Source organism: Acinetobacter sp. 1000160, assembly GCF_000588715.1.
Taxonomy (GTDB): domain Bacteria; phylum Pseudomonadota; class Gammaproteobacteria; order Pseudomonadales; family Moraxellaceae; genus Acinetobacter; species Acinetobacter courvalinii.
On the sequence record NZ_JFWP02000002.1, the window covers coordinates 596499 to 610604 of the forward strand.

11 protein-coding genes are annotated in these 14106 nt (G+C 39.7%); 4 read left to right on the forward strand and 7 right to left on the reverse strand.

Annotated elements, in window-relative coordinates; translation table 11 throughout:
* Positions 1 to 13: 13 nt before the first annotated feature.
* Entirely contained in the window at positions 14 to 2950 is a 2937-nt protein-coding gene (locus J699_RS12240) for a hypothetical protein (RefSeq protein ID WP_032867170.1), read from the forward strand.
* 22 nt (positions 2951 to 2972) lie between these two features.
* On the opposite strand, the gene J699_RS12235 is transcribed toward J699_RS12240, so the two are convergent.
* The 4 genes from J699_RS12235 to J699_RS12220 all read right to left on the reverse strand — a co-directional run bounded on the left by J699_RS12235 (position 2973) and on the right by J699_RS12220 (position 7133).
* The gene (locus J699_RS12235) at positions 2973 to 3962 is read right to left on the reverse strand and encodes a formylglycine-generating enzyme family protein (protein WP_032867173.1); all 990 of its coding nucleotides are present in this window, start codon (positions 3960 to 3962) and stop codon (positions 2973 to 2975) included.
* A gap of 137 nt (positions 3963 to 4099) precedes the next feature.
* Positions 4100 to 5077 (reverse strand): formylglycine-generating enzyme family protein, encoded by a 978-nt coding sequence (locus tag J699_RS12230; protein WP_032867175.1) that lies wholly within the window; start codon positions 5075 to 5077, stop codon positions 4100 to 4102.
* 28 nt (positions 5078 to 5105) lie between these two features.
* Positions 5106 to 6107, reverse strand: coding sequence for a formylglycine-generating enzyme family protein (locus J699_RS12225; protein WP_032867178.1), 1002 nt, complete (start codon positions 6105 to 6107; stop codon positions 5106 to 5108).
* Positions 6108 to 6128: 21 nt separating this feature from the next.
* Complete coding sequence (locus J699_RS12220) at positions 6129 to 7133, reverse strand: formylglycine-generating enzyme family protein (protein ID WP_032867180.1); 1005 nt, start codon at positions 7131 to 7133, stop codon at positions 6129 to 6131.
* A 457-nt stretch (positions 7134 to 7590) separates the two neighbouring features.
* Between J699_RS12220 and J699_RS12215 the strand changes: the two genes are divergently transcribed.
* Positions 7591 to 8370, forward strand: coding sequence for a tetratricopeptide repeat protein (locus tag J699_RS12215; RefSeq protein WP_032867182.1), 780 nt, complete (start codon positions 7591 to 7593; stop codon positions 8368 to 8370).
* 84 nt (positions 8371 to 8454) lie between these two features.
* Here J699_RS12215 and trmB read toward each other — a convergent pair whose 3' ends face one another.
* Entirely contained in the window at positions 8455 to 9171 is a 717-nt protein-coding gene (trmB, locus tag J699_RS12210) for a tRNA (guanosine(46)-N7)-methyltransferase TrmB (protein WP_005231014.1), read from the reverse strand.
* A gap of 183 nt (positions 9172 to 9354) precedes the next feature.
* Here trmB and J699_RS12205 point away from each other — a divergent pair, with 183 nt between their 5' ends.
* Both J699_RS12205 and J699_RS12200 read left to right on the forward strand, forming a co-directional pair.
* Complete coding sequence (locus J699_RS12205) at positions 9355 to 11796, forward strand: ExeM/NucH family extracellular endonuclease (RefSeq protein ID WP_032867185.1); 2442 nt, start codon at positions 9355 to 9357, stop codon at positions 11794 to 11796.
* Between the two features lie 205 nt (positions 11797 to 12001).
* Positions 12002 to 12613, forward strand: a complete 612-nt coding sequence (locus tag J699_RS12200; RefSeq protein WP_005231012.1) for a glutathione binding-like protein — start codon at positions 12002 to 12004, stop codon at positions 12611 to 12613.
* Positions 12614 to 12665: 52 nt separating this feature from the next.
* Here the strand turns inward: J699_RS12200 and J699_RS12195 are convergent, their stop codons facing one another.
* Together J699_RS12195 and ahpF are read right to left on the reverse strand one after the other, a co-directional pair.
* The gene (locus J699_RS12195; RefSeq protein ID WP_005231011.1) at positions 12666 to 13010 is read right to left on the reverse strand and encodes a hypothetical protein; all 345 of its coding nucleotides are present in this window, start codon (positions 13008 to 13010) and stop codon (positions 12666 to 12668) included.
* 145 nt (positions 13011 to 13155) lie between these two features.
* Positions 13156 to 14106 (reverse strand): alkyl hydroperoxide reductase subunit F (ahpF, locus tag J699_RS12190; RefSeq protein ID WP_032882651.1); only part of this gene is annotated, 951 nt, incomplete at its 5' end.

Genomic DNA, 14106 nt, shown 5'->3' on the forward strand with positions numbered 1-14106 from the left:
GTTAGAAAATATAATGACGAATAAGACAAAATATAAGTTACAGTTATTACTGGGTGACACAGGTAATACACCCTTGGCTGGTGTAGCATATACGGTTATCGCAAATGGTAAAGTATTATCTCAGGAAAAAACAGCAGTAACAGGTGAAACCAATATATTTGAAGTGACAGGTTTAACTTCAATCAAGTTGCAAGTTTTTAATCCAAAAATGAGACAGGGTAAAGGGGGATATATTATCCCAGCCCTGTATAATCAAGATGCATCTGCTATTTTTATAAATAATCAGATACTGGATAGTATCAATCAAATACAAAATAAAAAGATTGGACTGAATGACATTCTCAATAAAAAAACGAAACAGACTCCAGTGCCTCTGATGCTTGAACCCAAGGTGCAAGTAATTGTCCTAAGGTTAAGACCTTATATTCTTGTTGAATTAAAAGATCATTTAAAGAGATTATTTAAGACACGTCTTAACTACGATGTACTAGATGAAAGTGGCAATATTCTTAAATTCAATAATAAAGAGCTTAAAGGACTGAAGACAGAAAGAGCAGGACTGACCCAACAACATTTGATTGATCGTGCTGTAAAGTTTAGGTTTTATGGAGGAGACTTAGGCAGTATCAAAGTTGTGACAGAGACCGTACGACCTTTTTATGCTCACCAAGAGGTTGTACGAACGCAATATGTTAAAACTGCCCCTGCGGTAATGACTCCTGATATTAAAAATACAGCAAAATTGGCAGGTAAAAAAGATATTCCAATTATTGTTGATCCTGCCACTAAAGAAATTTATGTCCTGAGTGCGCAAGATTTTAAAGACTTCTTGGAAATCTCTGGAAGCTTAACAAATGCCATGAAAAATGTGCATGAACGCCGAGAGAAAGTAAATACCTTAATGGCATTAGAATCCAAAACGCCTGAACAGATTCGTGAGGCGGAAAAGAACCTAGGACTTGCTCAGGACGATGCGATTAAAGTGTTAAATCAAAAGTTCGCAAATAAAGCTGATATTCGTGAAGTGCTCGCTTTTGAAATGTTTACGACTGAAACTGGTCAGCAAAAGCTAAATGCAGTGCGAAAGTATACCAATGCAAGCCAGCATATTAAGAATAAGAATAATCGCTTAAATAAATTTGAGTATAGTTTGAAATATCAGGTACCTTGGAAGAATGAAGCTGATACGGTGAAAGCTGGTGTTAAAGAAGGGCATCAGTATGCGATGGATACGAAAGCATTCGAGAAAAACTTTAGTAAAACAGTTGATGATATTCATAGGGAATTATATAAAACCAAAGGAGAAAAGTCGGTTATTATGATTCCTGACCCAAAGCTATTCGGCATTACTGCAACAGAGTTGGTCGAAAGCTATCAAAACAGTGAATCCTCAACGGTAGATGTACAAGCACAATGGCTACGCTTGATTGCAGGTACTGGCTATGACGGTACTGTAAAGTGGGGTACTAAAGGGTTTCAAGCAAGTGGCTCAGCTTACGCTCAAGCAAAAATGGTGTTGCTGGAAGGCAAGAAAAAATGGCTATGGGCTTATCCAAGCTTACAAGGCTGGGTCATACAAGTTGATAATGTTCCCCTCGGTGCAATTCGTTTTATTTGTGGTGCTGAAATCTACGGTTTTTCTGGTGCGGTCTTTGCTGCCTCAACTGCCTTTTCAGTTACAGTTAATAATAGTGGGACGCAGCAGATGTTGAGTAGTATGAGGCGTGACCCCAAGGCAACACTTGCAAATAGTTTGAACTCATCTAAAAGAGCTGTATTGAATATTAAAAAAGGTCAAATGGATGAGGTGGTGGAAGATAACAAATTTAATGCAGGAATTAACGCTTTTGCCGGAATACAGGCAAATATAACACCTTTTGGTGGTTTGCAGTGGTTAGACCCTGAACGTCCTAAGGATTTCTCGGATTTAGCAAAAATTTCGCCGACCTTAGGGTTAAGTGCAGGAGCTGGTGGTAGCGCCGATTTTCAATTATATTTTGCCAATGGTGCCTTTCGTTTTAGAGCTAGTATTGCAGCCTGTTATGGGGTTGGAGGTAAGGGGGCATTAGAATTTATGGTTGATTTTAATAAAATAGATCAGCTGATTAAATTTATTGCCTATCAGTTAACATATATATCGTTTAAAAAACTGGTTTATATGCTACATGATGATTTTATTTTATTGCATAAAATCAGTATGATGCTACCTTTTGAAAAAGATAGTTCCTTTATTAAAAGTGTTGCGGCTATTAATAACAAGTTTTTACTTTTTGAAAATAAAATGAGAGTTGCTGAAAAACGTCTAGAAATGTGCCGTAAAATCAATGCAAAAGAGCAATGGATAAAGTATTTAAGTCCTGAAAGCCGTGGCTGTTTCCTTTACCATATCACTAGACATAGTTTATTGACTCGGATAAACGACCCTGCTGAAAGAGAAGGATGGCGCTTTTTTGGTACGGATAAAGAATATGATCTTCCAGAACATAAGCAAGCAGTATTGAATCTATTTAAGAGTGTAACTGTGGTAAGCCACTGGACCAATACTTTGCAGCATATGAGCTCAGATGGCGAATTATCAGATAAAAGTATTGCAGGAAATGAAAGCGAATTGCTAGATTTTTTAAATTTAGGAGGTAGCATGAGTGGGGTATTGCCACTTGCTGATTTAAAAGAAATTAAAAGACGTATAAATCAAGATCATAATTTTCCAAGTAATTATAGATCAGGCAATAAATATATTGATGAATATCTTAAAATGCGTGGTGAACGAATTCTGGCTTATCCAAAAGATTATAAAATTGCTAATTTTGGTTCAGCAGAGTTTGTACAAGCTAAAATTGCACAACATATTGATAAACAAGAACAATTTTTGGCACAAGCACCACAACCTGTCGATAAGTTAGATATAGAGAGCTTTACAATGGTACACGACAAAACATGGATAGCATAAACCATCCATGTTCATAATATATTTATTGCTTTTTAAGAAAAGGTTGGGTGGAGTTGGAAGCACAACGTACAGAGGTCGCAGTATTGGGGCTTAAATATTTAATACTGTCCTCATCATCTTTATCGAATTGAGGATTAGGCTCTGCACCACTTCTATAAATTGTAGTTACAGTACCACCTAGTTTCAAACTTTGTGCGGCGCCTTCTTGATAACTACTACGCACAGATTTAAGTGTACCAGTAGCTGGGCCTTGCGGATTCATTTCCGGTGAGTTTTTATAATATTGAGGGTCAAACCAGTCCAACATCCATTCATAATTATCAGTTGCTAAATCATAAAAGCCTAATGGAGTTGGGGGGAAGTGACCTAAAATTGAAATTTTAGTACTGGTACTTAATTTTTTTGATACTTCATGTCTTTGTTCATCGCTCCAAACATTGCGTCCTAGCTCGTATTCTCCATTATTGGTTGGATAAATAATATATTGTCCTCGGTTTCGTGCAGCATATTCCCATTGCGCTTCGGTCGGTAGATTCATTGGAATTCCAACCTGTTGTCCTAACCATTGACAATAATCTTGAGCCTGCTGCCAATTAATTCCAGCAGGGGCTTGAGGTTGCCTATATATTTTAGTTACTTCTTGCATCCCGATTTTTTGCTGCCCAGTTGCTTCAGTATAAATATCAAAATCATCAAAAGTTGTCTTATAGGCATTGAGGCTATAGCTATCCAGCGTGACTTTATGTAGTGGCATGGCGGCATACAGGCCTGTAATCGGCAATTTGTCTTTACGGGTTACTGGACCAAAGTCGCCCATCATAAAAGAACCGCCTTCAACAAAAATCATATTTTTTTTAGTTTTTTCCACTAATTGCTGGATTTTTTGTTGTAGCTCAGGAGAGGGCTTTACAGATTTTTGAGTGGTTTCGTTCGTTTTTGCACAAGCACTTAATGCAATGCTTGAAAATAAAATAACAGCTATGTTCCGTTTCATCATCTTATTGAAAATCATTGGGTTGTATATATAAAAACCTACTTTATAACAAAGTTAATTTTCTATAAAGACGTATTGTGTTAATACTATTTATGGAAAACCGCTATTTTTCTTCTATGTGTATATAAATTTTTAAAAGCACATCTTTTATATGTTTAGTGATGAGTTGCACAACGTACTGAATTATTTTGATTATAATCAAATGGGTAGTCTTTTTTAGAGTAATACTCTATAAGTTTAGGATCTGCTACTGGATCTATGGCATGGCGTTGCATAGTTAAGCCCTTTCCTCCCATATGCATATTCTGACCATCATCAGGCGCAGAACTACGTACAACTTTTAATGTACCTGTTGCAGGGCCTTTCGGATTTTTTTCAGGGGCCTTGCGGTAATATTCCGGATCATACCAGTCCAGTATCCATTCATAGTTGTCGGTAAGCATGTCATAAAAGCCTAAAGGGCTTGGAGGAAATTGCTGGAGTGTAGATACATTTTTTCTTGCTTTGAATTTTCTATTAGAGGCTTTTTTCTGCTCAAAGCTCCAGATATTACGACCAATATCCATTTTGCCATTGTCGGTTGCATAAAGAACATATTGACCACGATTACGGGCAGCATATTCCCATTGGGCTTCTGTAGGTAAATCCATTTTTAAATTAAGCTGTTGGCCGAGCCATTGGCAATAGTCTCGAGCTTGTTGCCAATTAATTCCTGCGGCAGCTGTAGGAATACGATATTTAATTGAAAGTTCATCGAATGTTCCAACCTTCTTTTGTCCAGTGATATCAGTATAGACATCAAAATCGGCATAGGTGGCTTTGGTAGCACTTAATTGAAAGTCATCTAAAGTGACTTTATGCAAGGGCTTGCTGTCACCTTTACCATCGTAAGGAAGTTTATCGGCACTATGTTCAGGGCCGAAATCACCCATCATAAAAGTTCCACCCTTGACTAAAATAAGGTTCTTTTTTGTTTTTTCTAGGAGTTGCTGTAATTGCTTTTGTTGTTCGGCAGGCAGGTTTTTCTGGGCAACTGGTGTTTGTGTCTTTTGGCTAGAATCTGAAGCGGGTTTTGCACATGCAGTTAAGGCTGTACTAGAAAATATAATAGCTATAAGGGTGGGTTTAATCATTTTTTAAAACCTAAAATTGAATGCTGACTTAAAAAGAGTCTGGAAGATTGGCGACGCAACGTACCCCATATAAACGATAGGTCATTTTATTTTCTTCATTTGATTTTGGTAGGGCATGTGCCCTTTCTATATTAAGACCATCAGCCATCATTAAATTATCGGCACCCATTGGAGCTGTGCTACGCAATACCTTTTCAGTACCAGACTTAGGCCCTTTAGGATTGTCGACAGGTGAGTATTTATAATAATCTTTATCGTACCAGTCATTCATCCATTCATAATTATTGGTGACAAGGTCATAAAAACCTAGCGGATTTGGAGGTGTTTTTCCAAGTACAGGAGTTTCGAGTACTGAATCAGGGTTATTACTATGTCTATAATTGTCATATTGATTTATTTCCCATAAGTTCTTCTCAGGCTCTACTTTGCCTGTATCGGTTGCAAAGACAGTATATTGGCCTTTATTTCGTGCAACATATTCCCATTGTGCTTCAGTCGGTAGGTCCATAGGCGTTCCTACTTGTTGTCCCAGCCATTGGCAATAATCTTTGGCTTGTTGCCAATCCATACCTGTCGCAATTTCATGGGCGATCTCTGCAGTAAAGAGTTCATTGTAATAGCTCTTAGGTTGTCCGGTTGCCTCGGTAAAAATATTAAAGTCTTCTAGTGTGGTTTTATAGGCACTCATATTAAAGCTGCTCAGTGTGACTTTATGCAGAGCCTTATTGTCATTTCCTGGTGAGAAAGGCAGGTGATCAGGTCTTTCGGTATTGCCTTTTGGATTCTTGATCGCCATGCTATCAGGCACGGTTTTTTCAAGTTCGGGAGTGACCAATCCGAAATCGCCCATCAGGTAGCTACCACCTTCAACAAAGATCATATTCTTTTTGGTTTTTTCCACCAATTTTTGAATTTTTTGTTGCAGTTCGGGTGAGGGCTTTACAACTTTCTGATTGGTTTCAGGTGATTTGGCACAAGCGCTTAAAGCTAGGCTAACAAGTAAGATTGTTGCAATGTTCTGTTTAATCATCTTTTGGAAAACCTAAAATACTTAATTAAATTTATGCTGAGTATTCGCTATACAACGTACCCCATATAAACGATAGGTCATTTTATTTTCTTCATTTGATTTTGGTAAGGCATGTGCTCTTTCTATATTAAGACCATCAGCCATCATTAAATTATCGGCACCCATTGGAGCTGTACTACGCAATACTTTTTCAGTTCCAGACTTAGGCCCTTTAGGATTATCGATAGGTGAGTATTTATAATAATCTTTATCGTACCAATCATTCATCCATTCATAATTATTAGTGACAAGATCATAAAAACCTAAAGGGTTTGGAGGATTTTTGCCGAGAACAGGGATATTTACAGCAGTTGAGGGACTATATTTCTCAATATATTGATCGTATTGTTCCGTACTCCATAAGTTTTTGCCTTCTTCGATTTTACCTGTATTTGTCGCAAAAATAGTATATTGACCTTTGTTTCTGGCAGCATATTCCCATTGTGCTTCAGTCGGTAGGTCCATAGGTGTGCCTACTTGTTGGCCTAACCATTGGCAATAATCTTTGGCTTGTTGCCAAGCCATACCTGTTGCTACTTCATGAGTAATTCGTTGATTATATCGCTTATTGTCTGCGCTTTCGATTTGTCCTGTTGCCTCAGTAAAAATATTAAAGTCTTCTAATGTTGTTTTATAGGCACTCATATTAAAGCTACTCAGTGTGACTTTATGCAGAGCCTTATTGTCATTTCCCGGTGAGAAAGGCAGGTGATCAGGTTTTTCAGTATTGCCTTTTGAATTCTTTACTGCCGTGCTGTTCGAAACAGTTTTCTCAAGTTCAGGAGTAACCAGTCCGAAATCGCCCATCAGGTAGCTACCACCTTCAACAAAGATCATATTCTTTTTGGTTTTTTCCACCAATTTTTGAATTTTTTGTTGCAGTTCGGGTGAGGTCTTTATAACCTTCTGATTGGTTTCAGGTGATTTGGCACAAGCGCTTAAAGCTAGGCCTGAGAATAAAATAAAAAATAGCTTCTGCTTTTTCATTCTAAAAAATCAATTGCTTAAATTTAATTGGTAGAAATCTTAATCAATCTAATTAAAATAGTGAAGTTAATTTGTGTTAGTTGCTATTAAGAGGTAATTAAAAACTTCTTACCAATTATAATGTTGTTGGTGCAAAAGCCATATATAAGGCTGATTATTTTCAATTGATCTATATTAGACTTTGGATTTAATTCCTAGTATTTAACAATATAATCCAATTTTGTTAGCTTTTTATTCTTATCCATATTTTAAAAAAGGTGCTATGGCCTGATTGTTTCTCTAAAAAATTAAGTAAAATCTCCTCAAAAGTTTGTTTTATATTCTTTTAATAATCGATCTATTGCTAGAAATAGGTAGACTATAGGAAATTAAAGTTGTAATCGTACATTCAATTTTCCTATGGATATGAAAATCTGACTATACATTCGTCTGATCTATACAAGGTATTGATATTGAAATGAAAGAAAAATTTATTGTTATCTTGATTATTTTGACCATTTTTCAATTCAGTGCCTGTTCAAAAGTAACTCGGGATAATCAGGAGGTACAAGCCGAATTGCTCTATCAGCAAGGCGGGCGATACTTCTTGGGCCAAGATGTAGCTCAAGATTATATAAAAGCTAAGGCTTTGTTTGAACAAGCAGCGCAACAAGGCTCAGCGATTGCCCAAAATGATCTGGCCGGCATGTATTTCAAGGGCCTTGGGACCACGAAAAACGAAGAAAAAGCTTTTTACTGGTATGAGCGAGCAGCACAGAAAAATTTTCTGGAAGCACAATATAATTTGGGCATTATGTATGACCATGGTCACTATGTGGAAAAAGACCGAAATAAAGCTTTAGCTTTTTATCGGTTATCTGCAGATCAAGGCTACGCTAAAGCGCAGTTTAATCTGGCAAATGCTTATTCTTCAGGGAGAGGGGTGAAAAAAGATATTGGTCTAGCCATGGAGTTATATGAAAAGGCCGCACAACAAAATATGCCTGAAGCCCAATATAATCTGGCAAATATGTATTCTGATGGTCTGCTGGTACCCAAGAATGAAAAGAGGGCTTTAAAACTATATGAAAGTGCAGCCGAGCAGAATTTCCCTATGGCTCAGCATAATTTAGGTTACCTTTATATAAATGAATATCATAACCTTGAAAAAGCCAAGTACTGGTTTAAAAAAGCCTATGAAAATGGAGTTAAAGAATCAGGAGAGGTGTTAAAACAATTAGAGCATGACTCGCCATAACCTGATCTCAGTCATGTCAATTTTTATGCAATAAAAAAGCCACTCAACAAACAGTGAGTGGCTTCCTTTGAAAATTAAATCAGTTTATTTAATTTTCTTAAAGATAAAGTCATTAATCTTATGACCAGATTCAAGTCCACGACGCTCGAATTTGGTGACTGGACGCCAGTCTGGGCGAGGGTAGCTATTGCCTTTACCTGCCAGATTTTCCATATCAGGACGGTTATCAAGGATATCAAGCATCCATTCTGCATACGGCTCCCAATCTGTCGCTGCATGGAAAGTCCCACCCAGCTCAAGCTTCTGTTCAACCAGTTGCATACGCTCATGAATGACAAAACGGCGTTTAAAGTGACGCTTCTTCTGCCATGGATCCGGGAAGTAAAGCTGTACACAGTTAATGCTGTTGTCTGGCATTTCACGTAATACCTGAATGGCATCGGCATCCAGTACAAACAGGTTCTTTAAGCCAGCCATACCCGCTTCATAGACACACTGTGCGATACCAGGGACATGTACTTCGATGCCGACAAAGTTACGTTCAGGATTGGCTTTGGCCATTAACACCAAAGAACGGCCCATACCAAAACCGATTTCAACGGTTAATGGACGTTCAGGATGTTCAAAATGCTGGCGTAAATCACCAACAGGGTATTCCAAAATTAAATCACGATAATCTTCTAAAGCAGTACGTTGTGAAGTATTGAGCGGAGCTGAACGACGCATAAACGTCACAATTTCACGGTGCTCAGGCAAATTGTCGAGTTCCGTAATTTGCGTTTCTAACTGATCGTTTGACATGATTCTGGAGATATAAATATAGAAATGCCGTATTTTAAGTGCTCAGGTGGACAAGTCAAACTTTTAAGTGATTTTATTTAGTCGTTTATTTTTAAAAATGATGAAAACTTGTCAAAAAATCTTCATGGTGCTGTCACAGAACTTGCATAGCCTAATAGCAATTTAAACACTAAGTAAAAAACCATGCATAATTTTAAATACCATTCGATCGCCATTTGTTTAAGCTTGTTGGGTGCATCTTCAATTTTTTCTGCGGCGCATGCACAACTGATGTTTAGCCAGTATGTCGATGGCAGCAGTAATAAAAAGGGGCTGGAAATCTATAACCCCGATGCCACAACGGTCAATCTGGCAGATTATGAAATTCAGCAGTTTAATAATGGCGGCACCGTTAAAACCGCAGCATTTCCCTTACAAGGCAGTTTAGCCAGCAAACAGAAATTTCTGATCGGCCGTTCAGAATTACAAGCCCAATTAGGCAATAAGGTCAATCAGATTGGTGGTCTGTCCTTTAATGGTGATGATGCGGTGGTATTGCTGTATCGTGGGACACCTGTAGATCGTTTCGGTCGTATTGGCGAGCGCCCAGCAGCAGGTTGGGGTACAACGGTTTTAAGCATGGGTAACAGCTTTAAACGCATTCAAACAGACAATTCAGTCGTGAGTGTTGACCCAACCAGTCCATTTGACCTGGATCAATCCTGGCAGGCCTGGATGGACCGGAATGACTTTTCGAACTTAAGCGGTTCAACCACCACACCGCCGGTTAGCGATGTTGTCAGCTGTAGCAGTCGTGATACACCGATTGCCAGTTTAGCCGACTCAGCTCAGAATCAAAACTATACCATTCGTGGGGTGATCACGGCGGACTATCGTTATAGCAACGGTTTCTCCGGTTTTTATGTGCAAACGCCTGATAGCAAAGCCACGCCTAATGTCAGCAATGCCATCTTCGTCTATATTCCTGCAAGTAGTGCCGTAAAAGGCGGCCAAGTGGGAGATGAAGTCATCCTGCGTGGTCGTTTAACCAGTTATCAAAATCAACTCCAAATTGATCAGTTACAGCAAGATGTTCAAAGCTGTAACCAGAATATGGCTTCCCTGATTCAGCCATTGGATTTGAACTTACCCTTTAGCAGCTTAACCGATGCAGCTGGTAACTCTCCAAAACGTTATCAGGGCATGTTGGTGAAATTACCGCAAACCTTAACGGTAAGTGAAAACTATAACTTTGGTCGTTATGGTGAGTTATCTCTCAGCTTAGGCCGTTTATTCATTCCAACCAATCTTTATCCTGCACTTTCAAATGAAGCAAAAGCGTTGGCGCAACAAAACCTGCTTTCAAAAATTATTTTTGATGATGGTTATAACAATCAAAACCGTGCACCGTGGTTGCCACAAAACTTTAGTGCCCTCAATACATTGCGCTCAGGTTATCAGTTAAAAAATGCACAAGGTATTTTGGAATACCGTTTTAATGCTTGGCGTGTGCAGCCGATTGCGGGTGCGAACTTGCCAGAAATCGTGACCGCCACCAATCCACGCACAACAATTGCAGCGAAACAAAGTAAGCATATCCGTGCGGCGGCATTTAACGTACTCAACTATGACAATGGCAAGACTGGCTTCCCAACCGAACGTGGCGCTAACAGTCAGGCTGAGTTCGACAAACAGCATGCCAAAATTGTGAGTGCATTAAAAACAATCGATGCTGATGTGTATGGCTTGATGGAGATTGCCAATAATGGTTATGGCAGTGACAGCGCGGTTGCCAATCTCACCAAAGCATTAGGGCCAGACTGGAAATATGTGATTCCAGAAGGACTTAATCAGCTGGGTACGGATGTGATTGCGGTTGCGATTATCTATAACAGTAAACGTGTTCAACCCGTGAATAAAGCTGCGGTATTGGACTTGGGTGATAAAAACCGTTCAACCATTGCACAATCCTTTAAGCCTGTACAAGGTGGGCAAATCTTTACGGTGATTCCAAACCATCTTAAATCGAAAGGTTGTAAAGGTGTCGATGAAAATTCTCTCGATGCGGATCAACGCGATGGACAGGGATGCTGGAATCCAACCCGTGTGAAAGCAGTTGAACAACTCACGCAATGGATCGCCAAGAACCCAACTCAGGTCAAAAATCCGAATATTTTATTATTGGGTGATATGAACAGCTATGCCAAAGAAGATCCGATCCTGAGCTTTGAAAAAGCCAACTACAAAGTTTTGTTAAATGACAGCAAGGTCGGTGAGGGTAATCAGGCTTATAGCTATGTCTTTGGTGTATCGAGTGATGCAGATGGCTATGGTGGTGCAGGTAACCTTGATCACGCCATTGCCGATGCTAATCTGTATAAACGTGTGATTAAAGCCTTTGCCTGGCATATCAATGCCGATGAGCCAACGGTATTGGATTATAACGAGGAGTATAAAACCGATGCGCAAAAGGATCTGTTCTTTGCGGCCGATGCCTACCGTTCTTCAGACCATGATCCTGTGATTATTGATCTGGATATGAAAACCGCAGATTCACAACTTGAACCTGATCATCCGAAACACATGATCGTGGAATTTCTAAATTCGTTATTTGAATGGTTAGGCAAGCTTTTTGGTCAAGCCTAATCCGGTTTCCGTGACATTGTTTGGTTGTTTTTTCATAAATTAATCAATCGTCACGGAATATAACTTGCAAGGTCGAAAAAAATTTATTAATAGTAGTGGTGTAGATGTTCTTAGCATGAAAGCGATTATAAATTTTAATTCTGTCTGTTCTCGAGTTTCGTAGGAACGTTCTAGAGCATAAGTTGTTAGATAACAAGGATCAATTATGAAGTTGTATTATTCACCTGGCGCATGCTCATTGGCAGCCCACATTATTTTAAATGAAATCAATGTAGATTTTGATTTAGAACGAGTTGATCTAAAAACACATAAAACTTCAAAAGGTGCAGATTATTACGAGATTAATCCAAAGGGTTATGTACCGGCGTTGGAAATTAATCCAGGTTTGATTTTAACCGAGAATGTGGCGATTTTACCGTTTCTTGCGCAACACGATCCGAAGCAGGACCTGATTCCGCCATCAGGTATGGGACGTGCCAAAGTTCTGGAATGGTTGGGATATTTGAACTCGGAATTGCATGATGCTTATGCGGTTTTCTTTACCGGTAAACTTACCGATGATGAAAAGACCAAAGCCTATGCTGAAGTTGACCGTTTATTGAAATATATTGATAACTATCTGGCTGAATCAGACTGTGATTATCTGGTAGATGATAATTTTGGTCCGGCAGATGCCTATTTGTTTGTGCTCACCAACTGGTCGAATCATATCGAGCATGATTTGACCCCGTATATCAATGTGATTGCATTGCGTAATAAAGTGGCTGAACGTCAGTCAGTGCAGATTGCCATGCGTGATGAAGGGCTGTTGAGCTAGAGCATCCAATAAAAAAGCCTCTGTGAACAGAGGCTTTTTTATGTCAACTCGATTATTGTTGAGCTTTTTCTTTCACGTCAGCAGCACCAGACTCTACTGCACCCGCAACTTTAGCTGTCGCATCACGTGCAGCAGCTTCAGTTTTTGCAGCAGCTTCAGCAGTTGCAGTTGCCGTATGATCAGCAGCAGCATCAATTTGATCGCCCGCTGTATCTACCGCAGTTGCAACATCGCTAGTCGCGTTTTGAGTAGCGTCTTTAATATCAGCACCAGCCTGATCAGCCGCGTGTTCTAAATGTTCACCTGTGGTCGCGCCAGTTTCAGGTGCTTTATCTTTATTACAGCCTACAAGCGCAACAGTAGCAGCAAGACCTAATGCAACAAGTAATTTATTCATTGTCTATTTCCTTTTCTTTGTGGCATCCAATAGGAATGGATAGCAAAAATATAACCATAAACTGCATAAAGAATAAAGTTGAAAATTTGTAAAAACACGCACTTACATCGGAAAACATAAGTGCGTGTTTCATTTTTTAAAGCATTTAAACGCCAGAACGGATCATGTAATCAAAGGCAGACAGTGAGGCTTTGGCACCTTCACCGGTAGCAATGATAATTTGCTTGTACGGCACAGTGGTACAGTCACCTGCGGCAAATACACCCTTGACACTGGTTTCGTTACGGTCGTTGATCACGATCTCGCCACGGTTGCTCAACTCAACCGCACTGTTCTTCAGGAAATCAGTGTTTGGCAATAAGCCGATCTGTACAAAGATCCCTGCCAGCTCAACCGTATGCTCAATATCAGTCGCACGGTCTTTATATTTCAATGCCGTCACCTGAGCACCATCACCGACCACTTCGGTACTCAATGCATTCATGATCACGGTGGTATTTGGCAAGCTGTTTAACTTGTCTTGCAACACTTGGTCGGCACGAAGTTTGGTATCGAATTCAACCAGTGTGACATGTTCAACAATACCGGCAAGGTCAATCGCTGCTTCTACACCCGAGTTACCGCCACCAATCACCGCAACACGTTTGCCTTTGAATAATGGGCCATCACAGTGCGGGCAGTAAGCCACACCACGGGTACGGTATTCTGCTTCACCCGGCACATTCATCTCTCTCCAGCGTGCACCGGTGGAAAGAATGATGGTTTTCGATTCCAGCTTGGCACCATTTTCCAGTTCAACTTCAACCAAACCGTTGGCCGTTTGATCTGCACCTGTGATCTTGCTGACACGTTGCAGGTTCATGATATCCACACCGTATTCACGGACATGTGCTTCCATATCCTGAGCAAACTTCGGACCAACGGTTTTCTGCACCGTGGTGAAGTTTTCAATGTCCATGGTATCCATCACCTGACCGCCAAAGCGTTCAGCCACGATACCGGTCTTGATGCCTTTACGTGCTGCATAGATTGCCGCAGTACCACCGGCAGGACCACCACCAATCACCAACACATCAAATGCATCTTTGGCATTGAT

Excerpts from the sequence above, each read along its gene's own strand:
- J699_RS12230 (WP_032867175.1), bottom strand. The coding sequence starts at position 5,077 with ATGATTAAACCCACCCTTATAGCTATTATATTTTCTAGTACAGCCTTA.
- J699_RS12215 (WP_032867182.1), top strand. The coding sequence starts at position 7,591 with ATGAAAGAAAAATTTATTGTTATCTTGATTATTTTGACCATTTTTCAA.
- J699_RS12225 (WP_032867178.1), bottom strand. The coding sequence starts at position 6,107 with ATGATTAAACAGAACATTGCAACAATCTTACTTGTTAGCCTAGCTTTA.
- J699_RS12205 (WP_032867185.1), top strand. The coding sequence starts at position 9,355 with ATGCATAATTTTAAATACCATTCGATCGCCATTTGTTTAAGCTTGTTG.
- J699_RS12235 (WP_032867173.1), bottom strand. The coding sequence starts at position 3,962 with ATGATTTTCAATAAGATGATGAAACGGAACATAGCTGTTATTTTATTT.
- J699_RS12200 (WP_005231012.1), top strand. The coding sequence starts at position 12,002 with ATGAAGTTGTATTATTCACCTGGCGCATGCTCATTGGCAGCCCACATT.
- J699_RS12220 (WP_032867180.1), bottom strand. The coding sequence starts at position 7,133 with ATGAAAAAGCAGAAGCTATTTTTTATTTTATTCTCAGGCCTAGCTTTA.
- J699_RS12240 (WP_032867170.1), top strand. The coding sequence starts at position 14 with ATGACGAATAAGACAAAATATAAGTTACAGTTATTACTGGGTGACACA.
- trmB (WP_005231014.1), bottom strand. The coding sequence starts at position 9,171 with ATGTCAAACGATCAGTTAGAAACGCAAATTACGGAACTCGACAATTTG.
- J699_RS12195 (WP_005231011.1), bottom strand. The coding sequence starts at position 13,010 with ATGAATAAATTACTTGTTGCATTAGGTCTTGCTGCTACTGTTGCGCTT.